The organism is Rhodococcus sp. T7, from assembly GCF_009872365.1.
Classification (GTDB): Bacteria; Actinomycetota; Actinomycetes; order Mycobacteriales; family Mycobacteriaceae; genus Rhodococcus_F.
In genome coordinates, this window is sequence record NZ_WXYH01000031.1 from 1 (window position 1) to 20,551 (window position 20,551).

The 20,551-nt window shown below is 68.6% G+C and carries 20 protein-coding genes and 1 pseudogene; 10 read left to right on the forward strand and 11 right to left on the reverse strand.

The genetic code is table 11. The annotated features are described in order from the left end of the window. The 3 genes and pseudogenes from MLGJGCBP_RS04520 to MLGJGCBP_RS04530 form a co-directional block, all read right to left on the reverse strand. Nucleotides 1–322: pseudogene (locus tag MLGJGCBP_RS04520) on the reverse strand (sugar ABC transporter permease); the annotation flags it as partial. Further along, entirely contained in the window at nucleotides 319–1,644 is a 1,326-nt protein-coding gene (locus tag MLGJGCBP_RS04525; RefSeq protein WP_160094227.1) for an ABC transporter substrate-binding protein, read from the reverse strand. The gene MLGJGCBP_RS04525 and the pseudogene MLGJGCBP_RS04520, both read right to left, overlap by 4 nt. Before the next feature lie 52 nt (nucleotides 1,645–1,696). Continuing rightward, on the reverse strand, nucleotides 1,697–2,719 hold the full coding sequence (locus tag MLGJGCBP_RS04530; RefSeq protein WP_160094210.1) for a sugar-binding transcriptional regulator: 1,023 nt from the start codon (nucleotides 2,717–2,719) through the stop codon (nucleotides 1,697–1,699). 150 nt (nucleotides 2,720–2,869) lie between these two features. Here MLGJGCBP_RS04530 and MLGJGCBP_RS04535 point away from each other — a divergent pair, with 150 nt between their 5' ends. From MLGJGCBP_RS04535 to xylB, 4 genes are read left to right on the forward strand one after another with little or no spacing between them, the layout of a single operon-like run. Next, nucleotides 2,870–3,874 (forward strand): NAD(P)-dependent alcohol dehydrogenase, encoded by a 1,005-nt coding sequence (locus MLGJGCBP_RS04535; protein WP_160094211.1) that lies wholly within the window; start codon nucleotides 2,870–2,872, stop codon nucleotides 3,872–3,874. A 10-nt stretch (nucleotides 3,875–3,884) separates the two neighbouring features. Beyond that, nucleotides 3,885–5,366, forward strand: coding sequence for a mannitol dehydrogenase family protein (locus tag MLGJGCBP_RS04540; protein ID WP_160094212.1), 1,482 nt, complete (start codon nucleotides 3,885–3,887; stop codon nucleotides 5,364–5,366). Beyond that, a complete protein-coding gene (locus MLGJGCBP_RS04545; protein ID WP_160094213.1) occupies nucleotides 5,363–6,286 on the forward strand; it encodes a carbohydrate kinase family protein in 924 nt (307 codons plus the stop codon). The genes MLGJGCBP_RS04540 and MLGJGCBP_RS04545 overlap by 4 nt, the downstream gene beginning before the upstream one ends. Beyond that, nucleotides 6,283–7,665: a xylulokinase gene (xylB, locus tag MLGJGCBP_RS04550; protein ID WP_160094214.1), complete on the forward strand. Its 1,383-nt coding sequence runs from the start codon at nucleotides 6,283–6,285 to the stop codon at nucleotides 7,663–7,665. The genes MLGJGCBP_RS04545 and xylB overlap by 4 nt, the downstream gene beginning before the upstream one ends. Nucleotides 7,666–7,716: 51 nt before the next feature. Here xylB and MLGJGCBP_RS04555 read toward each other — a convergent pair whose 3' ends face one another. Beyond that, nucleotides 7,717–8,724 carry an NADP-dependent oxidoreductase gene (locus MLGJGCBP_RS04555; RefSeq protein ID WP_160094215.1) on the reverse strand — a complete coding sequence of 336 codons (1,008 nt, stop codon included), beginning with the start codon at nucleotides 8,722–8,724 and terminating at the stop codon, nucleotides 7,717–7,719. A 25-nt stretch (nucleotides 8,725–8,749) separates the two neighbouring features. Continuing rightward, nucleotides 8,750–9,136, reverse strand: a complete 387-nt coding sequence (locus MLGJGCBP_RS04560; RefSeq protein ID WP_087560373.1) for a DUF1304 domain-containing protein — start codon at nucleotides 9,134–9,136, stop codon at nucleotides 8,750–8,752. A gap of 80 nt (nucleotides 9,137–9,216) precedes the next feature. On the opposite strand from MLGJGCBP_RS04560, the gene MLGJGCBP_RS04565 reads away from it, so the two are divergent. Continuing rightward, nucleotides 9,217–9,804, forward strand: a complete 588-nt coding sequence (locus tag MLGJGCBP_RS04565; RefSeq protein WP_160094216.1) for a TetR/AcrR family transcriptional regulator — start codon at nucleotides 9,217–9,219, stop codon at nucleotides 9,802–9,804. Nucleotides 9,805–9,851: 47 nt separating this feature from the next. Here MLGJGCBP_RS04565 and MLGJGCBP_RS04570 read toward each other — a convergent pair whose 3' ends face one another. The 6 genes from MLGJGCBP_RS04570 to MLGJGCBP_RS04595 all read right to left on the reverse strand — a co-directional run bounded on the left by MLGJGCBP_RS04570 (nucleotide 9,852) and on the right by MLGJGCBP_RS04595 (nucleotide 16,708). Further along, nucleotides 9,852–11,078: an allantoate amidohydrolase gene (locus MLGJGCBP_RS04570; RefSeq protein ID WP_160094217.1), complete on the reverse strand. Its 1,227-nt coding sequence runs from the start codon at nucleotides 11,076–11,078 to the stop codon at nucleotides 9,852–9,854. A 95-nt stretch (nucleotides 11,079–11,173) separates the two neighbouring features. Further along, the gene (locus tag MLGJGCBP_RS04575; protein WP_160094218.1) at nucleotides 11,174–12,490 is read right to left on the reverse strand and encodes an FMN-binding glutamate synthase family protein; all 1,317 of its coding nucleotides are present in this window, start codon (nucleotides 12,488–12,490) and stop codon (nucleotides 11,174–11,176) included. 10 nt (nucleotides 12,491–12,500) lie between these two features. Continuing rightward, nucleotides 12,501–13,199, reverse strand: coding sequence for a protein glxC (locus MLGJGCBP_RS04580; RefSeq protein WP_160094219.1), 699 nt, complete (start codon nucleotides 13,197–13,199; stop codon nucleotides 12,501–12,503). Continuing rightward, nucleotides 13,187–14,083 carry a class II glutamine amidotransferase gene (locus MLGJGCBP_RS04585; protein WP_160094220.1) on the reverse strand — a complete coding sequence of 299 codons (897 nt, stop codon included), beginning with the start codon at nucleotides 14,081–14,083 and terminating at the stop codon, nucleotides 13,187–13,189. The genes MLGJGCBP_RS04580 and MLGJGCBP_RS04585 overlap by 13 nt, the downstream gene beginning before the upstream one ends. Nucleotides 14,084–14,107: 24 nt before the next feature. Then, nucleotides 14,108–15,469, reverse strand: coding sequence for a type III glutamate--ammonia ligase (gene glnT / locus MLGJGCBP_RS04590; RefSeq protein ID WP_160094221.1), 1,362 nt, complete (start codon nucleotides 15,467–15,469; stop codon nucleotides 14,108–14,110). A gap of 45 nt (nucleotides 15,470–15,514) precedes the next feature. Beyond that, nucleotides 15,515–16,708 carry an NAD(P)/FAD-dependent oxidoreductase gene (locus MLGJGCBP_RS04595; protein ID WP_160094222.1) on the reverse strand — a complete coding sequence of 398 codons (1,194 nt, stop codon included), beginning with the start codon at nucleotides 16,706–16,708 and terminating at the stop codon, nucleotides 15,515–15,517. Nucleotides 16,709–17,026: 318 nt separating this feature from the next. On the opposite strand from MLGJGCBP_RS04595, the gene MLGJGCBP_RS04600 reads away from it, so the two are divergent. Genes MLGJGCBP_RS04600 through MLGJGCBP_RS04620 form a run of 5 tightly spaced genes read left to right on the forward strand, consistent with a single transcriptional unit; the run spans nucleotide 17,027 to nucleotide 20,479 of the window. Continuing rightward, entirely contained in the window at nucleotides 17,027–17,410 is a 384-nt protein-coding gene (locus MLGJGCBP_RS04600; RefSeq protein WP_072937021.1) for a cupin domain-containing protein, read from the forward strand. Between the two features lie 18 nt (nucleotides 17,411–17,428). Beyond that, on the forward strand, nucleotides 17,429–17,947 hold the full coding sequence (locus MLGJGCBP_RS04605) for a dimethylamine monooxygenase subunit DmmA family protein (protein ID WP_236580920.1): 519 nt from the start codon (nucleotides 17,429–17,431) through the stop codon (nucleotides 17,945–17,947). After that, complete coding sequence (locus MLGJGCBP_RS04610; protein WP_160094224.1) at nucleotides 17,944–18,921, forward strand: PDR/VanB family oxidoreductase; 978 nt, start codon at nucleotides 17,944–17,946, stop codon at nucleotides 18,919–18,921. Before MLGJGCBP_RS04605 ends, MLGJGCBP_RS04610 begins: the two co-directional genes overlap by 4 nt. Beyond that, on the forward strand, nucleotides 18,918–19,907 hold the full coding sequence (locus tag MLGJGCBP_RS04615) for a heme-dependent oxidative N-demethylase family protein (RefSeq protein WP_160094225.1): 990 nt from the start codon (nucleotides 18,918–18,920) through the stop codon (nucleotides 19,905–19,907). Before MLGJGCBP_RS04610 ends, MLGJGCBP_RS04615 begins: the two co-directional genes overlap by 4 nt. Then, nucleotides 19,904–20,479 (forward strand): TetR/AcrR family transcriptional regulator, encoded by a 576-nt coding sequence (locus MLGJGCBP_RS04620; protein ID WP_160094226.1) that lies wholly within the window; start codon nucleotides 19,904–19,906, stop codon nucleotides 20,477–20,479. The genes MLGJGCBP_RS04615 and MLGJGCBP_RS04620 overlap by 4 nt, the downstream gene beginning before the upstream one ends. The last annotated feature ends 72 nt before the right edge of the window (nucleotides 20,480–20,551 follow it).

The window sequence follows — 20,551 nt, forward strand, 5'->3', positions numbered from 1 at the left end:
TCAACACCGTCCCGACGATGAGGATCACGGTGTTGACCGCGACCTCACGGAACTGGCTGTCCTGGAACACGTCCGCGTAGTTCTGCAGCCCGACGAACTCACGGGAACCCGGCCGCACCAGGTTCCAGGACTGCGTCGAATAGTACAGCGTGAACAGGAACGGGATCTGGGTCACCACGATCATGAAGATCAATGCGGGCAGCAACGGCCCCCGGCGACGCCAGCCCTCGGCCCGGGAGACGCTGTCGTCCTTGGCCTCCCGCAATTCACGCACCCGGTCGGAGGTGCCGCCCGCGGTGGGTTTCTCGGCGATGGTTGTCATCGTTCCTCCCGATAGGTCGCGCCGACCACCTCGGCGTACTGCTGTGCCTGGGCGAGCGCCTCGGGCACGGTCTGCTGGCCTGCGATCGCCGCGCTGATCTGCTGGCTGACGCGGGTTCCGAGATCCTGGAACTCGGGGATCGCCAGGAACTGCACGCCCGTGTACGGAACCGGTTGCACGGTAGGAGCTTCCGGGGTCGCGTTCTCGATCGCGTCGAGCGTCAGCGGTCCGTACGCCGCCGAGGCCTCCTTGTACTCGGGAATCTCGTAGGTCGAGAGCCTGCTGCCCGGAGGCACCCGCTCCCAGCCGAGATCCTCACCGACCGTGCGTATGTATTGCTTGTCGGTCATCCACGAAATGAACTTCCAGGCCGCATCGGGGTTCTCGCTGCTCTCGGGGATTCCGAGCGCCCAGCTGTACAGCCAGCCGGAGTTGTCCTTCACGTCGATGGGTGCGGGTGCATACCCGATCTTGCCGACGACGGCGCTCGACGACGGATCCTCGAGCGTGGAGACTGCGGACGTCGAGTCGTACCACATCGCCACCTGCCCCTGAGACAACTGCGTGGCGCACTCGCCGAAGCCGCTCGTCGCGGCTCCCGGCTCGCCGTACTCGCGCACCAGGTCGACGTAGAACTGGACCGCGCGTTCCACCTCGGGGCTGGTCAGCTGGGCGTTCCAGTCCTCGTCGAACCAGCGGCCACCGAACGTGTTGATGACGGTGTCGAGCGGTGCCAGCAGTTCACCCCAGCCGGGCTTGCCGCGCAGGCAGATGCCGGCCATGTCCTCGGAGTCGAGTTGCTTCGCCGCCGCGGCGACCTCGGTCCAGGTCGGCTTCTCCGACAGGGTGATTCCGGCCTGCTCGAACAGGTCCTTGCGGTACATCAGGAACGAGGACTCGCCGTAGAACGGCACCGAGTACATGCTCCCGTCGTAGGACAGCGACTCCCGCAGGGTGGGGATGAAGTCGGCCTCGTCGTAGCCCTCCGTCGCCTGGGCGTACTCCGACAGATTCTTCAGCCAGCCGTACTGCGCCCACTGCGGGGTCTCGTAGTTGCTGATCATCACGACGTCGAACTCGCCGCCGCCGGTCGCGGTGGATGCCGTGATCTTCGCGCGCGCCTGGTTCTCCGACAGTGTGACGAATTTCAGGTCGATGTCGGGATTCTCCGCCTCGAACTGCGAGGCGAGTTTCTGGGCGTCCTGCATCTGCGAGTTGGAGACCATCGCGATGGTGATGGTCTGGTCCGAGGCGCCCAGCGATCCGGCGCCCGCACATCCGCTGAGCGCGAGGGAGAGAACCCCCGCTCCGGCTACCAGCATCGTCGCCGGTTTCCTGTGTTTCTTCACCGATCTTCACCTCTCTTGCGTGGTGCTACTGATCGAGCAGCCAACGCGCGCATTCGATGTCGCAGACCAGCATCTTGGCCAGTCCGCCGTGGAGGGCACCCAGTGCCGCTTGGTGTTTGGCGACGCCACCCGTGACGAGGATCGATCCCCCGCACGCGCGGATGTCGTCGAGCGGAACGGACATGGCCCGTTCGTCCAGTGGGCCGCCGACCTCGGTTCCGTCGAGCCGGTAGAAGCGGCCACCGACCTCGCCGACCGCCCCGAGGCCGGTGAGCACGGACAGCATGTCCGTGTCGATGAAGCTGCCTTCGAACAGGGTGGTCGACGTCGAGACGGCGCCCGTGCCGAACATCATCATCTCCGCGGTCCGGCCCGCCTCGAGCGCCTTGGAGATGACGGAGTCGCCCCGCATGGATACCACAGTCGACGCGTCCGCGTACAGGGGAACGGGGAGCCGAACAGTGTTGGCCTGCAGCTGCTCTGCGCATCGACCGAGGACGTACTCCGTTCCGGTCTGGTAGTTGATCGCACTCACCGAGCCGTCGAGCTGGACGACGGAAGCGCACGTGGCCGCGCCGGACGGCAGGCCCTGCGCAACGGCGACCGTCTCCGGCCCCCACGTGAATCCGAGGGTGTCGCCTTCCCGGATCCGGCGAACCAGCAGGGACGCGGCGGCGCGCCCGACGCCGGCGAAGCTGTTGTGGTCGTCGATCGCTCCGGTGGCGTCGACGGAATCGGCGACCACCACCGCCTCGAGGAGTCCGAACTTCTCCTCGAGCGCGCGCTCCTCGTCCGAACGCAGCGCGTCACGCAGATGCGCGGGAGCCTGCACCTCGATGCGCACCAGGCCCTGCGCGCGAGCTCGCGCCACCAGCCGTCCCGCGGTCGGGCGGGAGACGCCGAGACGGGTGGCGACCTCGGCCTGGGTCATTCCGTCGAGGTAGTACAGCGTTGCAGCACGCAACGCGAGGCGCAGATCCTCGGTCGTGGACGGCGGTGGTGCCGCGATGAGAGACGGCGCCGGGGCCGTCGGATTGGGGGACGTCACTGGTTCTCCTCGCCATGATCCCGGGCCCGTCGAGTGTGTCCTCGGCGCCTCGGGAATCCGTGAGCAAATGATCACTATGCGTTCTTCTGCTCAATACGCTAGCATCGAAGTGTGACCCACACAACACTCCCTTCGGATATCCCCAGGACGATGCGTGCCAGCGTGCTCGTCGAGCCGGGCGTGATCGAGATCCGGGAACGCCCCGTGCCGACTCCCGGTCCGGGTGACGTGCTGGTCCGCGTCGCCTCGGTCGGCGTCTGCGGATCGGACGCCCACTACTACCGCGAGGGCCGGATCGGTGAGTTCGTGGTCGACCAGCCGATCGTGCTGGGACACGAGGCGTCGGGCACGGTCGTGGGCGTCGGCACCGGCGTCCCGGCGGCACGCATCGGACAGCGAGTCTCCATCGAACCGCAGCGCCCCGACCCGGACACCGACGAATCCCGGCGCGGTCTCTACAACCTGTGCCCGCACATGCAGTTCTATGCCACCCCGCCGATCGACGGCGCGCTGGCCGAGTACGTCACCATCGGAGCGGCCTTCGCGCATCCGGTTCCCGACGAGATGTCCGAGGACGCGGCCGCACTGTGCGAACCGCTGTCCGTGGCCATCGCCACCACCCGCAAGGCCGGCGTCACGGCGGGTTCCCGGGTGCTGATCGCGGGCGCGGGACCGATCGGGATCGCGACGGCGCAGACCGCCCTCGCGTTCGGTGCCACCGAGGTCATCGTCTCGGACCTCGACTCTCAGCGACGCGACGTCGCAACGAAATTCGGCGCCACCGTGGTGCTCGACCCGCGCGAACAGGACGTCGCGGGACTGCACGTGGATGCGTTCGTCGATGCATCCGGCGCCCCGAGCGCGGTCCTGGCCGGCATCCGGGCGGTGCGGCCCGCGGGAACCGTCGTGCTGGTGGGCATGGGCGCCCCCGAGATGACGCTGCCCGTCCAGACCATCCAGAATCGAGAGTTGGTGCTGACCGGGGTGTTCCGCTACGCCAACACCTGGCCGACGGCGATCGCGCTGGCGCGGTCCGGGCGGGTCGACCTCGATTCGATGGTCACCGGAAGATTTCCGCTCGCCGAAGCGGAGCAAGCACTGAACGCAGACCGGGCGCCGGGCAGCCTCAAGGCCGTCGTACGCGTCCAGGAATGAGGAGAGACCGATGCAACTGAGCGCGCAGGCACTGCCGCACCTCGACGACACCGTGCAGGTGCCGAATTACGATCGCGACGACATCACCGTGGGCATAGTGCATTTCGGTGTCGGCGGATTCCACCGGGCGCACCAGGCGATGTACGTCGACCGCTTGCTGCGGCGTGGTCAGGCGCGCGACTGGGGCATCTGCGGGGTCGGCGTCCTGCCCGGCGACCGGCGCATGAAGGACGTCCTCGACGCACAGGACGGCCTGTACACGCTGGCGCTGCGGCACGCCGACGGCACCTGGGACGTGAGCGTCATCGGATCCATCGTCGACTACCTTCTCGCCCCCGACGACCCCGAGGCGGTCATCGAGAAGATCGCCGCGGAGACCACCCGGATCGTCTCGCTGACGATCACGGAGGGCGGCTACAACTTCACCCACGACACGGGCGAGTTCGATGCGGAGAACCCCGACGTCGTGCACGATCTCACCGACGGCGCCGTCCCGCGGACCACGTTCGGACTCGTCGTGGAGGCCCTGTCCCGGCGCCGCGCGCGCAGGTTGCCGTCGCCGACCGTCATGTCCTGCGACAACATTCAGGGCAACGGCGACGTGGCCCGCCGGATGTTCCTGGCGTACGCGGAGTTGAAGGACCCGGACCTCGCCGAGTGGATGCGCGCCGAGACGTCGTTCCCCAACTCCATGGTCGACCGCATCACGCCGGTGACCACCCCCGAAGTGACGGACGCGTTGTCGTCGCGCTTCGGCGTCGACGACCGGTGGCCCGTTGCGGCGGAGCCGTTCACGTCGTGGGTTCTCGAGGACGCGTTCCCGCTCGGCCGCCCCGCGTTCGAGGACGTCGGCGTGCAGGTGGTCGACGACGTCGAGCCGTACGAATTGATGAAACTGCGCCTGCTCAACGCCAGCCATCAGGGCCTCTGCTACTTCGGATACCTGGCCGGGTACCGGCTCGTGCACGACGTCGCCCAGGATCCCCTCTTCGCCGACTTCCTGCTGGCGTACATGGACGACGAGGCCACGCCCACCCTGGCGCCGGTGCCCGGGGTCGACCTCGACGAGTACAAGCGCACGCTCATCGAGCGCTTCTCCAATCCCGAGATCCGCGACACCGTCGCCCGCCTGTGTGCCGAATCGTCCGACCGCATCCCGAAATGGCTGCTGCCGGTGATCCGCGAGAATCTAGTGGCCGACCGGCACGTCCGCCTGTCGGCCGCGATCGTGGCGAGCTGGGCCCGGTACGCCGAGGGCGTCGACGAGGACGGCGAACCCATCGATGTCGTCGACCAGCTGAAGGACTCCCTCGTGCCGATCGCGCGCAGCCAGCGCAACAACCGCACGGCGTTCATCGAGAACCGTTCCGTCTTCGGCGATCTCGCCGACAACCCGCGTTTCGTCACCGCGTATCTCTGGGCGCTGGACTCACTGCACTCCGTCGGCGCGCGGAAGACACTCGCGGCCCTGCGTGAGAAGGTGCAGTCATGAGTCTGATCATCGGTGAAGCCCTCGTCGACATCGTCACCGCGAGCGACGGCACCACCACCGAATACGTCGGCGGCAGCCCGCTCAACGTCGCGGTCGGTCTCGGCAGGCTCGGGCGTCCGGTCGAATTCGTCACCCGGATCGGCGACGACACCCGGGGTGCTGCGATCGTCCGGCATCTCGAGCAGTCGGGGGTGAGCCTCGCGGCGGGCAGCGTCACCGCGCAGCGCACCGCGACCGCGCACGCCACCCTCGACGCCGCCGGATCCGCCACCTACGAGTTCGACCTCGACTGGGATCTCCCCTCCCCCAGCGGTGCGTCGGCCCCGTCCCTCGTGCACACCGGTTCCATTGCCGCCGTGCTGGAACCCGGATGCGACGTCGTCGCCGACATGCTCGACCGCCGCCGTACCTCGGCGACCATCAGCTACGACCCCAACGTGCGACCGGTGCTGATCACCGACCGGGCCCGCGCCCGGCAGCGGATCGAGCACCTCGTGGCGATCTCGGACATCGTCAAGGTCAGCGACGAGGACCTCCACTGGTACGACCCCGACCGGGATCCGGTCGCCATCGCCAGAGAGTGGCTGGCCCGCGGCCCGGCGATGGTCGCGGTGACGAAGGGCGCGGAGGGCGCCTTCGCGGTCTGCGCGGCCGGACTCGTCGAGGTCGCGGCACGCGACGTCGAGGTGGTCGACACCGTCGGCGCGGGCGACGCCTTCATGGCCGGACTCCTCGACGGATTCTGGTCGCACGGATTTCTCGGCGCGGAGAGCCGCGCCGCCCTCCACGCGATCGGTCCGGACGAACTGCGCAACGTGCTCGACAACGCCGTGCTGATGTCGGGTCTCACGGTCGCGCGCGCCGGGGCGGACCTCCCCACCCGTGAAACGCTGGATCGCGCGGCGGGCGTTCGGCAATGACCCTCGTCGCGGGCATCGATTCGTCCACCCAGTCGTGCAAGGTGATCGTCTGCGACGCCGCGACCGGTGACCTCGTCCGGGAGGGCAGGGCGTCGCATCCGGACGGCACCGAGGTCGATCCGCAGGCGTGGGCGGAGGCCCTCGACAGCGCCGTCGCCGCCGCCGGTGGACTCGACGACGTCGCGGCGGTGTCGGTCGGAGCGCAACAGCACGGCATGGTGTGCCTCGACGACACCGGGACGGTCGTTCGGCCGGCGTTGCTGTGGAACGACACTCGCTCCGCCGGCGCCGCCGCGCAACTGGTGGACGACCTCGGCGGTCCGGACGCGTGGGCCGACGCCGTGGGTGTCGTGCCCCTCGCGGCAATCACCGTCAGCAAGCTGCGCTGGCTCGCCGATACCGAACCGGCGAACGCAGACCGGACGTCCGCGGTGTGCCTGCCCCACGACTGGCTCGCCTGGCAGCTCACCGGCCGATCCGACCTCGGCACCCTGACCACCGACCGCGGCGACGCCAGCGGAACCGGATACTTCTCCGCCGCAACGGATTCCTACCGTCCCGACCTGCTGTCGATGGCGCTGCGGGGGCGCACGGCCGCCGTGCCACGGGTCGCCGGACCGGCCGAGCGGATCGGTGAGACCCGCTGGGGTGCCGCCGTCGGACCGGGCACCGGAGACAACGCCGCCGCCGCCCTCGCTCTCGACGCGCGGGAAGGCGACGTCGTCGTGTCCGTGGGAACGTCGGGGGTCGTGTCCGCGGTGTCCGTGACACCGGCGAACGATCCGGGCGGTTTCGTCGCCGGATTCGCCGACGCCACCGGACGCCAGCTGCCGCTCGTGTGCACGCTGAACGCCGCCCGGGTCCTCGACGCGACCGCCTCACTGCTGGGGGTCGATCACGACGAGCTGTCGCGGCTGGCGCTGTCGGCGCCGTCCGGCAGCGGCGGCCTGGTGATGGTGCCGTACCTCGAGGGCGAACGCACCCCCAACCGCCCCGACGCCACCGGCTCCGTTCACGGTCTGCGGCTGGCGAATTCGACGCCCGCCCACCTCGCCCGCGCGGCAGTCGAGGGGCTGCTGTGCGGCCTGGCGGAAGGCATCGACCACCTGATCGCCCAGGGCGTCACGGTGCGTCGCATCCTCCTCGTCGGCGGCGGTGCCCGTTCACAGGCGCTGTGCGAACTCGCGCCCGCCATCTTCGGGGCGCCGGTCCTCGTACCCAGGCCGGCGGAATACGTCGCCATCGGCGCGTGCCGTCAGGCGGCCTGGACCCTGGCCGGGACCCCGGAGCCGCCCCAGTGGAGCCAGACGTCCACCCGGCGCTTCGACGCCGACCCGGCACCCGACGTGCGCGAGCGGTACGCGGAGGCCCGGGGCTGACGCCTGTGCGCCTTTCTGGTTGCTCCAGCTACCAGAAAGGCGCACGGGCGGCTACGCCATCTTGACCAGCATCTTCCCGACGTTCGCGCCGCGCATGAGCTGCAGGAACGCGTCGACCGAGTTCTCGATGCCGTCGACGACGGTCTCGTCGTGCACCACGTCGCCGGACGCGAGCCACGGTCCCATCTTGGCGGCGAACTCGGGGAACACGTGCGTGTAGTTGCCGAGGGTGAAGCCCTCGAGGGTGAGCCCGCGGCTGATGATGTTCACCATGTTGTCGGGGCCGGGCGTGCGCTCGGTGGCGTTGTACGCCGCGATCGCGCCGCACAGTGCCGCCCGCCCGCCGGGGCGCATGACGTCGAGGGCAGCCTCGAGGTGGTCGCCGCCGACGTTGTCGAAGTAGACGTCGATGCCGTCACCCGCGAGTCCGCGGAGTTGCTCGCGCACCGGTGCCTGCTTGTAGTCGAAGGTGGCGTCGTATCCGTACCGGTCGGTCAGCAGCGCGACCTTCTCCGCGGACCCGGCGGATCCGATGACGCGGGACGCGCCCTCGAGTCGCGCGATCTGCCCGGCGGCGGTCCCCACCGCTCCCGCGGCTCCGGAGATGAACACCGCGTCGCCGGCCTTCAGGTGGGCGATGTGCACGAGGCCGACGTAGGCGGTGAGCCCGGTCAGGCCGAGAATGCCCAGGTACGCCGAGATCGGCACTCCCGGAATCTCTTCGACCACGCGGAACGCCAGGGCGTTGCCCTGCGCGACGTCGCGCCACCCGAGGTCGTGGACCACCACCGAGCCGACCGGATGGGTGGCGGCGGTGGATTCGACGACGCGACCGACGGCGCCGCCGGTCATCGTCTCGCCCAGCACGAACGGCGGGATGTACGACTTCACGTCGTTCATCCGGCCGCGCATGTAGGGGTCGACCGAGACGAACTCGTTGTGCACGCGTACCTGCTCGGGCCCGAGTGCGGGCAGTTCGACGGTGGCGGTGCGGAAGTCGTCCTGGGTGGGCCAGCCCACCGGGCGATTGATCAGCTGGATCTGGGTGCTCGGCGTCATGGTGTTCCTTTCGATACTTCTGAGGTCACAGCGCCAGTCCGAGCGCGAGGAGGATTACGGCGAGCAGCGGCAACGTCCCCTGGGTGATCGCCGCGCGAGCCTTGTCGGGCGACGACAGCAGGAGCACGAGCGCCGCGAGCAGCATGGAGCCCGCGCCGGCGAACACGAGAGCCGATCCGACCGCGGTCGCGCCGATGGCGACGGCGACGATGCCGACTGCCGTCACGATCGCCAGGAAGAGGTTGTAGAAGCCCTGGTTGAAGGCAAGCTCCCGGGTGGCGGCGGCTTCCTCGGCACTGGTCCCGAATGTCGCGCGGGTGCGCGGAGCGGTCCAGAGGACGGATTCGAGCACGAAGATGTAGACGTGCAGCGCACTGGCGAGTGCGGCAAGAACAAGACCCGCGGCAACCATCCGAAGCTCCTCCTCGTTCTGAACTGACCATTTCAATATATACTGAAATGGTCGTTTCACAACCACGAGTGAGGATCGTCATGCCGCGCACGCAGGACTTCGACACGGCCGAAGTGGTCGGCCGGGCCCGCGACCTGTTCTGGGACAAAGGCTTCGAAGCAACCTCGATACCCGACCTCGAGCGCGTCACCGGTTTGAATCGGTCGAGCCTGTACAACGCGTTCACCAGCAAACGCGGACTCTTCGACGCCGCCGTCCACGACTACCTGGACCGGGTGGTGCGCCCCCGACTGCGCATCCTGACCGACGAGCCGACCCGCTCCGACGCCGCCTCGCGCTATTACCGCAGCCTCGCGGACGCCCTCGCCGCCCTCCCCGACGACGCCCCCGGTCGCGGCTGCCTGCTCCTCAACAGTGCCGCCGGTTTCGCCGCACACGACGACGCGCAACGGTCCGTCGTCGAGAGCTACCAGCGTGAACTGTCCACAGCACTCACCCACGCACTCCGCGCCCACGACCCCGACGCCTCGTCCGCCACCCTGCAGCACCGGGCCCGGCTCCTGACGTCCCTGTCCGTCAGCGCCCTCCTGCTGTCGCGGGTCGACCGCGACGAAGCTGTCGCGGTAGCGAACACCGCCGTCGAGCAGCTCGAGGAGTGGCGCCCGTAGGTGAGTGGCAAAGAGTGCCCCGGCACGCATTGCCACTCACCTGGGGGTCAGGCGGTCACCCAGTCGGCCATCACGTCCGCGAGCGCCTCCGCGCCCCGATTGCAGTCGTCGGTCTCGGCGAACTCGTCGGGTGAGTGCGACACCCCGGTGGGGTTGCGGACGAACATCATCGCGGTGGGCACCTTCGCCGACAGGATTCCGGCGTCGTGCCCGGCCGCGGTGGGCAGGACGGGGATGTCGCCGAGGTGAGCGAGGGAGCGGCGTAGTCGCTCCCGGGTGTCGCGTGGGAACTCGACGATCGGTGCGACCGATTCGGCGTCGACCTCGAGACCGATGCCGTCGGCGGCCGCGTAGGCCTGCGCCTCGGCGGTGATCTGCTGCACCAGTCTCGTCAGCGTCTCCTCGTCGGCGGCCCGGGCGTCGAGCCACGCGCGCACCTCCGACGGAATGGCATTGGCGCCGTTGGGTAGTACCCGCACCTTACCGAACGTGGCGACCGCCTCGTGCAGCGTCGCGGCGGACCGTGCGGTGTGGACCGAGGACGCGAACGCGAGCATCGGGTCGCGGCGGTCGACCAGCCGGGTGGCGCCTGCGTGGTTGGCTTCCCCGGAGAACACGAATTGCCACCGGCCGTGCGGCCAGATCGACGAGGCCACGGCTATGGGGCTGTCGATCAGGTCGAGGGCTCGCCCCTGCTCAACGTGCAGTTCGACGTACACGCCGACGCGGTCGACGAGTCCGGGGTCCTCGCCGAGATGGTGCGGGTCGCGGCCGGCGGAGATCAGTGCCTCGCCGAGGCTGATGCCGTCGTTGTCCCGCAGCGCGAGGGCGCGGGCGGGTGGCACCGCCCCGGTCGACAACTGCGAACCGACGCAGGCGACACCGAACCGGGCACCCTCCTCGTCGGAGAACGCCGTGACCGCCACCGGACGCGTCGGCACGATCCCCCTCGCCCGCACGAGGTCGATCGCCGCGAACGCCGACACGACCCCGAGAGGTCCGTCGTAGGCGCCGCCGTCGGGCACGGAGTCGAGGTGCGACCCGGTGACGAACGCGTCGCGCGGATCACCCGACCACCCCTCGGGCATCCACCAGGCCCACAGGTTGCCGTTGCGGTCCTCCTCGACGCTCATCCCCCGCTGCCGGGCGCAGTCGCCGAACCATTCGCGCAGCGTCAGGTCGGCGTCGTTCCACGCGAAGCGGCGGTACCCGCGCGTCGACTTGTGCTGTCCCACGTCGAGAATGGTCGCCCACAGCGAATCGAACGAAGTCATGTATTGGGTCCTCTACTCGTAGTTCGGGCGCTTCGCACCCGTGCGCCTTTCTGGTTGTTCCAGCTACCAAAAAGGCGCACGGGCGGCGGAGCCGCCTACAGTGCTCCCGGAATCCAGGTGGTTCCGGCGAGGGGCACGCGGGCCATGGCGGATGCCTCGACGGTGAGGGCCACGAGGTCCTCGGGTTCGAGATTGCGCAGGTGCGACTTGCCGCAGGCGCGGGCGAGGGTCTGCGCCTCCATCGTGAGCACCCGCAGGTAGTTCGCGAGCCGGCGGCCGCCTTCGACCGGGTCGAGATTCTTCGACAGTTCCGGGTCCTGGGTGGTGATCCCGGCGGGGTCCTTGCCGGCCTGGAAGTCGTCGTAGAACCCGGCGGCGGAGCCGAGTTCCTCGTACTGCCTGGCGTAGCGGGGGCTGTTGTCGCCCAACGCGATCAGGGCGGCGGTGCCGATCGCGACGGCGTCCGCACCGAGGGCCATGGCCTTCGCGACGTCCGCGCCGCTGCGGATCCCACCCGACACGATGAGCTGCACTTTTCGATGCACGCCGAGTTCCTGCAGCGCCTGGACCGCCTGCGGGATCGCGGCGAGGGTGGGGATGCCGACGTGCTCGATGAACACGTCCTGGGTGGCGGCGGTGCCGCCCTGCATGCCGTCGACGACGACGACGTCGGCGCCGGCCTTCACGGCGAGCTTCACGTCGTAGTAGGTGCGGGTGGCACCGACCTTGATGTAGATCGGCTTCTCCCAGTTGGTGATCTCGCGCAGTTCGATGATCTTGATGGCGAGGTCGTCGGGGCCGGTCCAGTCGGGGTGCCTGCAAGCCGACCGCTGGTCGACGCCCATGGGTAGGGTGCGCATTCCGGCGACGCGTTCGGTGATCTTCTGCCCCAGCAGCATTCCGCCGCCGCCGGGCTTGGCGCCCTGACCGAGGACGATCTCGATGGCGTCGGCCTTGCGGAGGTCGTCGGGGTTCATCCCGTACCGCGACGGCAGGTACTGGTAGACGAGGTTCTTCGACTGCCCCCGCTCCTCGGGGGTCATGCCGCCGTCACCGGTGGTGGTGGACGTGCCGACCTCGCTGGCGCCGCGGCCGAGGGCTTCCTTCGCCTGCCCGGACAGCGCGCCGAAGCTCATGCCGGCGATGGTGATCGGGATGTCCAGGTGCAGTGGGAACTTCGCGTTGCGGTCGCCGAGGACGACGTCGGTGTCGCACTTCTCCCGGTACCCCTCGAGCGGGTACCGCGACATCGACGCCCCGAGGAACAGCAGGTCGTCGAAGTGGGGCAGCTTGCGCTTGGCGCCCCAGCCGCGGATGTCGTAGATGCCGGTCTCGGCGGCCCGCTGGATCTCGGAGATGACGCCGCGGTCGAAGGTCGCCGATTCGCGCAGGGCCGGGTTCGGGGTGTTCATGGCGGGTCTCCTAGTAGGCGCTGGCGTTGTCGACGTGGAAGTTGTAGAGCTGGCGGGCGGAGCCGTAGCGGGTGAACTCGGACGGGTCGGCGTCGAAACCGGCCTGGTCCAGCAGTTCCCGCAGTTCCGTCAGGTGCTCGTCGCGCATCTCCTTCTTGATGCAGTCGGCGCCGAGGGAGGCGACGGTGCCGCGGACGTAGATCCGGGCCTCGTACAGCGAGTCGCCGAGGGCCTCGCCGGCATCGCCGAGGACGACGAGACGTCCGGCCTGACCCATGAACGCGGACATGTGCCCGATGTTGCCGCCGACGACGATGTCGACGCCCTTCATCGAGATGCCGCAGCGGGCGGCGGCGTTCCCGTCGATCACGAGCAGTCCGCCGTGGGCGGTGGCGCCCGCGGACTGCGACGCGTCGCCCTTGACGTGCACCGTCCCCGACATCATGTTCTCGGCGACCCCGACACCGGCGTTCCCGGTCACCGTCACCGTCGCCTGCTGGTTCATGCCGGCGCAGTAGTAGCCGACGTGGCCCTCGATGGTGACGTCGATGCCGGAGTCGAGGCCGCAGGCGAGAGCGTGCGCACCCTGGGGGCCGGTGACGGTGACCGTCCTCGGCGCCTCGGGTGAGGTGAGCCGCTCGTTGACGGCCCTGGTGCTCGACGAGGCGAGGTCCAGGACGGTTGCTTCGGTGGTGGCTACCGGTGCCATACGTACACCTCTTCCGGTTCGGGCTCGAAGATTCGGGCGTTGTCGACGCCGGGCAGGTTCGCCAGGGCGCGGTATTCGGAGGCCATCGCGACCCACTGGTCGGTCTCGGCGATGACGGCGGGCTTGCAGGAGATGGCGTCGCGGACCACGGCGAACGAGTCGGCGGTGGAGACGAGGAGGGTGTAGAAGCCGTCGAACGTCTCGTTGAGCATGAGCAGCGCCTTCTCGAGGTCGACGCCCTCGGCGAGTTGCTTGGCGACGAACCGCGCCCCGACCTCGGTGTCGTTGGCGCTGTCGAACACGACGCCGTCGCGCTCGAGTTGGTGCTTGATGCTCATGTGGTTCGAGAAGGACCCGTTGTGCACCAGGCACTCGTCGGGGCCGACGGAGAACGGGTGCGAACCCTCGGCGGTGACGGCGGATTCGGTGGCCATCCGGGTGTGGGCGACGCCCTGCCAGCCGGTCGCGGCGGGCAGCCCGAACCGGTTCGCCAGGTCGACGGGGTTCCCGACGCCCTTGAGGACGGTGAGATCGTCGCCGAAGCCGATGACCCGGGCCGTGGGGACGAGGCTGCGCACGGCCGCCGCGAGGTCCTCCGCGCCGAAGACGCCGTGCAGGATCGTGGTCGGGTTCAGGTCGAGTCCGGTGATCGTCGTGTCGAGGGTGGATGACAGCGTCGCGGCGAGATCCGCTGCGGGGATGGGGCAGTCGAGCAGCGAGACCGTCGACTCCCCTTCCGGTGACCAGGTGCGGTCGCCGTAGATGGCCATCCCGGCCGAGTCCGGTCCACGGTCGCACATCTGCGCGAGCATGTCGGTGAGCAGGGCGCCGAGTTGTGGGTAGAGGGACGGCTCACGCAGGTGAAGTCCGACGATTCCACACATGGATGTCTCCTTTCGGGAGGTCTGTCAGAACGCTGTCAGGTAGTGGTCGAGTTCCCAGGGGGAGACGGTGTTGTGCCAGGCGAAGAACTCCTCGCGCTTGAGTTTCGCGAAGTACTCGGCGACGCCGGGGCCCGCGACGTCCAGGGCGCCCGTCACGATCGGATCCGATTCCAGTGCGTCCATCGCGTGCAGCAGCGTCATCGGCAGCATGTCGCTGGGGCTGTCACCGGATCCGGGGGTGCCCGGGTCGAGGTCGCGGGCGATGCCGTCCAGGCCGGCGGCGATGGCGGTGGCCGCGGCGAGATAGGGGTTGGCGGAGCCGTCGCCGCCGCGCAGTTCCACCCGGTTCTTGTCCGGCACCCGAAGATAGTGGGTGCGGTCGTTGCCACCGTACGTGGCGTACCGCGGCGACCAGGTGGCGCCGCTGCTCGTCGAGGTGGCACCGGTTCGCTTGTAGGAGTTGACGGTCGGGGCGATCACCCCCTGCAGCGCGCACGCATGTTCCAGGATGCCGGCGATGAACGCGTACGCCGTCTTCGACAGTCCGAGCCCCCTGGGGTCGTCACCGTCCGGGAACACCGAACCGGCGTCGTTCCACAGCGACAGGTGCAGGTGCATGCCCGACCCGGTGCGATCAGAGAACGGCTTCGGCATGAATGTGGCCTTCATGCCCCGCTTCTCGGCGATCACCGACAACAGGTACCGGGCGGTGATCACCCGATCCGAGGTGGTCATCGCGTCGGCGTAGTCGAAATTCTGCTCGAACTGCCCGTTGCCGTCCTCGTGGTCGTTGGCGTAGTTGCCCCACCCGAGCGTGTTCATGGCCTGCGACACCTCGGTGAGGTGGTCGTACATCCGGGTGACGTCGCGGGCGTCGTAACACGGCTGACGGCTGACGTCGTCGGTGTCCGCGGTGGTGAGGGGACCGTCGCCGGTGCGGTTGACGAGGAAGTACTCGATCTCCGCGCCGACGTTGACGGACAGACCGAGTTCGGCCGCCTTCTTCAGCGTCTCCTTCAGGATCACCCGCGGCGCATACGGCCACGGTGTGCCCTCCACGTGGGGGTCGCAGTGCACGATCGCCAGGCCGGGCTTCACGAACGGGATCGGCGTGAACGACGAGACGTCGGGCACGGCAACGAGATCGGAGTCCTTGGGTTCCTGGCCCATGTGCCCGGCCGCGTAGCCGGCGAAGCCCACGCCGTCGTCCTGAAGTTGCTCGACGGCCTCGATCGGGACGAGTTTGGCGCACGGTTTCCCGGACAGGGTGACGAACAGGGCGAGGATGAAGGTGGTTCCGGTGGCCCGGGCCACCTCGGACAAGGTCTGCGGTGGGGATGTCACGATGTTCTGCGCGGTGAACGCGTCAGCAGTGTCGACAGCCATGGGGAGCTCCTGAACTGGTGGTCTGCGGGTGAGGTGGTCTGTGGGTCAGCGCATCTCGCCGGCGCCCTCGTAGGGGTGCAGGCTGAAGAGGAGGTCGCCCTCCTCGAAGCGCGAGTAGCGGAAGTCGGACGGCTCGACGTTCGGGAGCGTGGTCTTGCCGTCGTCGAGCAGCATGTCGGCGACGAGGCGCCCGACCGCGGGTGAGATCTTGAATCCGTGACCGGAGAACCCGGTGGCCAGGAACAGTCCGTCGACGGGCGCGGGCCCGATGATCGGGTTGTAGTCGGGGGTGACGTCGTACGCCCCGACGTACGACGACGTGATGCGCGGGTCCGGCATCTCCGGCAGCCGGTTGCTCAGCTTCATGATGTTCTTCTCGATGGTGCTGTCGTCCGCGCGGTTGCTGTACTTGTCGGGGTCGATGTATTCGGGCGCGGCATGGTCGCTGTTCCCGACGAGCAGTTCGCCGTTGGGTTCGCGGCAGATGTACTGCAGTCCGGCGAGGTCCGACAGCACCGGCACCTCCGGCGTCGGCACGCCCTGGTCGATCAGGACGAGTTGCGCGCGTTGGGCTTTCACCGGGATGTCGACACCGACTCCGGCACCGAGTTCGGGCGCCCACGGGCCGGTTGCGAGGATCACGTGCTCGGCGTGCACCTCGTCGCCGTTACCCAGGGTCACGCCGTAGACGCGGCCGTCGGCGTTCTGCAGCAGCGACGCCACCGGCGCGCTCTGACGGATCGTGACGCCCAGCTTGCGGGCGGACGCGCCGAACGCCATACCGGCCATGTACGCCTCGCCGCGGCCCCCGAGCGGCTCGTACGCGAAGGCGGCGAAGTCGTCGAGGTGCAGCCCCGGCCACAGCTCGGCCATCTTGTCGTGTCCGATGTAGTCGACGTCGATGCCGAGTCCCTGCATCATCGCGACGTTCGCCTTGAGCGGGTCGATGTTGTTCTCCCCGACGCCGACGACGTATCCGCACTGACGGAACGCCATGTCGTCGCCGAAGATCTCGGTGGCCCGGGTGAAGATGTCGACGCCGTACCAGGACATCGCCGCCAGCGACGGCGTCCCGTAGTGGCAACGGACCACGCCGGACGACTTGCCGGTCATGCCCGAGCACAAGGTGTCGCGCTCGAGGACCAGGACATCGGTCTCGCCTCGGTCCGCGAGCGACCACGCGATGGCGAGACCCTCGAGTCCTCCACCGACGATCACGAACTTTGCTGTCTCTGTCACGTTGCTTCCTTCATTCGGCCGGAGGGTCGGGCTCTGGTGGCTTCGGTAGCGGTTCGTTTCACCTCATGAATCGCTGTTGTTCACTATGAAACAGTTCTACTATGTCCGTCGCGTTACGGCAATGTTGTGGCCGAATCACCAAAATCCGCCGCCCAGCTGAGCATTCCGCGCGACAATGCGGTCCTGAACTGCACACTTTCCGGGCAGCCGACGAGATTTACGCCGTGGAAATATGCGATGTGGTTTCCTGTTGCTACCCCAAGTTTCACGAAGGGGATTCGCTCTTCAGCACCCTCATCGCCTCTCACAGGAGACTCCATGACCACGACCGACAAGCCCACCGCCGTTCCGTTCCGCGTCACCGCCGGATTCCACGAGAACCTGCCGCAGATGCCGGTCGCGGAGTACCCGGGCACCAAGGGATACATCGACGACGTCTTCGCCAACCCGGACGGCTCCGAGATGTCGGCCGGCTACTTCGAACTCCAGCGCACCGACGCCCCGCTCGACTACTACTACGCGTACGACGAGATGAAGGTCGTTCTCGAAGGCGAGTTCACCCTGGAGAACCTCGACACCGGCCAGGTCGAGGTAGCGAAGGCGAAGGATGCGATCTTCTTCCCCAAGGGGTCGCGCATCCGCTTCACCACGCCCGACCGCGCGCTGGCCTATTTCGTCGGCCACCGTTCCTTCGCGCCCTGATCCGCGATGGCCGTCTCGATGAGGTCGACGAGCGTCCCCCGGTGGCGGTCCGATTACTCGGCCGTCGACGACCTGGCGGCCGGCGCTCGCGTCACCTGCTACGTGCTCGTCTCGGACGGTTCGGTCAGTGATCGAGCGCTGCGCGAACTGTCCGAGCGGGTCGCCCCGGTACCGACTCGCACGTTCATCGTCGAAAAGGTCGGCGGGTCCGGGCTCGACGACCTGCTGTCCGAGGCGCGTATCGGATGGCGATTCGTGGTGGCGGGTTCCGAGCGGACGGTGGGGGCGGTGCGCTCCCGCCTGATCTCCGCGGGTGCGTTGCCCGCGGAGATCGCCGCCGTGATCAGCGACGGGGACACGCGCGTACGCGACGTGTACTGCGCGCACTGCCACACGACGTCGCCGAACGTCCCGGTGGCCGTCGGCGGGCAGACGCCGTGCACGGGGTGTTCCGAAGAGCTGACCGTCTACTACCACTTCTCCCGGCGCCACAGCGCGTACCTGGGTTACCGAGCCGACGCGGAGGAACTGCCATGACCATGGTGCTCGAAACGGTTCCGGGCGAGGGAGTTACCGGCACGCTCACCCTGACGGTGCGCGAGGCCCGAGTACTGTGCCCGGGCGTCCGGCACGTCGTCCTCGCGGACGAGGGCGGCCGCGCCCTGCCGACATTCACCCCGGGCAGCCATATCGCAGTGAATTGGGCCGAGGGCCGGCACAACTCGTACTCGCTGACGGGGCCGTCGATCGAGCCGGACCACTACGCGATCTCGGTCCGGCTCGACGAGAACGGCCACGGCGGTTCGCGCTGGGTCCACGACCTGCAGCCGGGGCAGACCGTCCGGGTGAGCCGTCCGCGCAGCGCGTTCGCGCCGATCCTCAACGCCCGGCACCACATCCTGGTCGCGGGTGGGATCGGCGTCACCCCGATCCTGTCGCACGTGCGGGCCGCCCTCGAATGGGGTCGGTCGTTCGAGGTGATCTACTCCTTCCGCGACCGTCAGGGGGCGCATGCCGACGAACTGGCGGCGCTGTGCGGCGACCGGCTCGTCACGGTGTCCACCCCCGAAGAACTGCGCGAAGCCCTGCTTCCCAAGCTGGGGGATCAGCCCCTCGGCACCCACGTCTACACGTGCGGACCCGCGCCGATGATCGCCGCGGTCGCGGAGTGGGCCCGCGAGTGCGGCTGGCCACCGGGCCGGGTGCACTCGGAGGCGTTCGGTGCAGGCCCGCTGCCCGAAGGAAACCCGTTCGCCGCCAAGATCGGACGCACCGGGATGATCGTCCCCGTCCCGTCGGGCACCAGCCTTCTCGAAGCCTTGCTGGACAAGGGAATCACCGTCCCGAACCTGTGCCGCCAGGGCGTGTGCGGCGAATGCCGTCTGTCGGTCCGCGGCGGCGAGGTCGAGCACCGCGACCTGTTCCTCACCGACGAGGAGAAGGCGTCCGGGGATTCGATCATGCCGTGCGTGTCACGGGCCGTAGGAGACCGATTGGAGCTGGAACTGTGACCTCGACCGACTCACGCACCGCGCGTTTTCCCTTCCCCTTTCCCCGCGACCAGTACCGCTACAGCACCAACGTCGAGCCCGCCGGGAACACCGCTACGACCGTGGCGGGACGTTGGGGCACCACGCACTTGGCCATCGATTCCCGGTACCACGAGGAACTTGCCGAGCGCGAACGAATCCTCACCGCTGACCCGTCGCGGCACCAGTGCCTGCCGCACATGGTCCCGGCCGCCTGGGACGCGATGCTCACCCTGATGCGCACCCTCGCCGCCGAATACCCCGACACCATGGCCCTCGAACGTCGCGGCGACAGCTGGTTCTGGCGGAACGACCTCCTCGGGATCGAGCACAGCTTCGTGTTCGGCGACCTCGCCACGCTGCCGGCGCCGCCACTGATGTATATCTGCGGCCAGATCCAGGAAGACGTCGTGCTGCTCGACCAGCGTGAGGGACAGCTGTGGGGCGACGCCGGACTCGTGACGTTCGCGGCGGACTGGTCCTTCGGATTCGACGTCGGGATGAGCTTCCTCGAGATCCACGGCCCCGTCCCCCGTATCCACAGCGAGAAGATCATCACCCGCGCCCACAACTTCCTGATGCGGCTCGAACCCGGCCAGAGCTACCGGCGCACCAACTGGACGCTGACCGTCGACGGCAAACTCGACACGTCGACCGAAACCTATCCGGAGTGGGGGAAGGACCGTCGCACCCTCGCCGACGGACCGCTCGACGAGGTCGGCGACCGACTGTTCCTGAGAACCGAAGTGCAGCATCTGATCCGGCTCGCGCACTCCGGCGCCGTCATGTTCCTCATCCGCACCTACCTGTTGCCGCTGCGCGATGTCGCGTCCGTCCCGGAGTGGGGTGCACGGCTGTACAAGGTCCTCGAGGACCTTCCGGTGGACATGGCCGAGTACAAGGGCATCAGCCGTACCCGCGAGCCGGGGATGAGATGGCTTGCGGCCCACGGGAACGGCGAGTCGTGACGCTCGCCGATCGGCGACCGCGCACTGCGGCGCTCCCCGGCGGTCCGGGTCTCGACACGGTCCTCGCGACAGTTTCCGTGATCGCCCGCGACGGCCTGCGCGGCCTGACGATCCGGGCCGTCGCCGCGGAGGCGGGCCTCACGGACGAGGCGGTCCGGCAGCGTTTCGCGTCGACGGACGCCCTCGTCGACGCCGCACTCCGGTACGCGCTGGACAACAGCGCGAGCGTCTTCGCCGACATCGCCGACGGGTCGTCACTCGACCACTTCGTCGAGCACCTCACGGACCTCGTCGCCCGCGACCCCGACCTGCAGGTCTTCCAATATGAGCTGATGCTCGAGTCCCGGCGGACGCCGCGCCTCGACCCGCACGTGAAACTGCTGTACGCGACGTACATCGAGGCGACGTCCCAGGCACTGACCCGACTGGGCATCACCGCCGACGAAGATCTGACCCTGCTGGTGTACTCGGCGATCGAAGGCTTCATCATGCACCAACTCGTCGCGAAGGATCGTCCCGCCACCGAGCGCGCCATCGAGCGCCTGCGCAGGATTCTGTCGACCGCGAGGTGACTCCCCCAGGTGAGTGCCAAAGTGTGCCCCGGCACGCTTTGCCGCTCACCTGGGGATCTGGACGACAATCCC

What these genes read in the sequence shown, in the direction of transcription:
- MLGJGCBP_RS04525 (WP_160094227.1), bottom strand. Translation starts at nt 1,644, where the DNA reads ATGCTGGTAGCCGGAGCGGGGGTTCTCTCCCTCGCGCTCAGCGGATGT.
- MLGJGCBP_RS04535 (WP_160094211.1), top strand. Translation starts at nt 2,870, where the DNA reads ATGCGTGCCAGCGTGCTCGTCGAGCCGGGCGTGATCGAGATCCGGGAA.
- MLGJGCBP_RS04540 (WP_160094212.1), top strand. Translation starts at nt 3,885, where the DNA reads ATGCAACTGAGCGCGCAGGCACTGCCGCACCTCGACGACACCGTGCAG.
- MLGJGCBP_RS04545 (WP_160094213.1), top strand. Translation starts at nt 5,363, where the DNA reads ATGAGTCTGATCATCGGTGAAGCCCTCGTCGACATCGTCACCGCGAGC.
- xylB (WP_160094214.1), top strand. Translation starts at nt 6,283, where the DNA reads ATGACCCTCGTCGCGGGCATCGATTCGTCCACCCAGTCGTGCAAGGTG.
- MLGJGCBP_RS04555 (WP_160094215.1), bottom strand. Translation starts at nt 8,724, where the DNA reads ATGACGCCGAGCACCCAGATCCAGCTGATCAATCGCCCGGTGGGCTGG.
- MLGJGCBP_RS04560 (WP_087560373.1), bottom strand. Translation starts at nt 9,136, where the DNA reads ATGGTTGCCGCGGGTCTTGTTCTTGCCGCACTCGCCAGTGCGCTGCAC.
- MLGJGCBP_RS04565 (WP_160094216.1), top strand. Translation starts at nt 9,217, where the DNA reads ATGCCGCGCACGCAGGACTTCGACACGGCCGAAGTGGTCGGCCGGGCC.
- MLGJGCBP_RS04570 (WP_160094217.1), bottom strand. Translation starts at nt 11,078, where the DNA reads ATGACTTCGTTCGATTCGCTGTGGGCGACCATTCTCGACGTGGGACAG.
- MLGJGCBP_RS04575 (WP_160094218.1), bottom strand. Translation starts at nt 12,490, where the DNA reads ATGAACACCCCGAACCCGGCCCTGCGCGAATCGGCGACCTTCGACCGC.
- MLGJGCBP_RS04580 (WP_160094219.1), bottom strand. Translation starts at nt 13,199, where the DNA reads ATGGCACCGGTAGCCACCACCGAAGCAACCGTCCTGGACCTCGCCTCG.
- MLGJGCBP_RS04585 (WP_160094220.1), bottom strand. Translation starts at nt 14,083, where the DNA reads ATGTGTGGAATCGTCGGACTTCACCTGCGTGAGCCGTCCCTCTACCCA.
- glnT (WP_160094221.1), bottom strand. Translation starts at nt 15,469, where the DNA reads ATGGCTGTCGACACTGCTGACGCGTTCACCGCGCAGAACATCGTGACA.
- MLGJGCBP_RS04600 (WP_072937021.1), top strand. Translation starts at nt 17,027, where the DNA reads ATGACCACGACCGACAAGCCCACCGCCGTTCCGTTCCGCGTCACCGCC.
- MLGJGCBP_RS04605 (WP_236580920.1), top strand. Translation starts at nt 17,429, where the DNA reads ATGAGGTCGACGAGCGTCCCCCGGTGGCGGTCCGATTACTCGGCCGTC.
- MLGJGCBP_RS04610 (WP_160094224.1), top strand. Translation starts at nt 17,944, where the DNA reads ATGACCATGGTGCTCGAAACGGTTCCGGGCGAGGGAGTTACCGGCACG.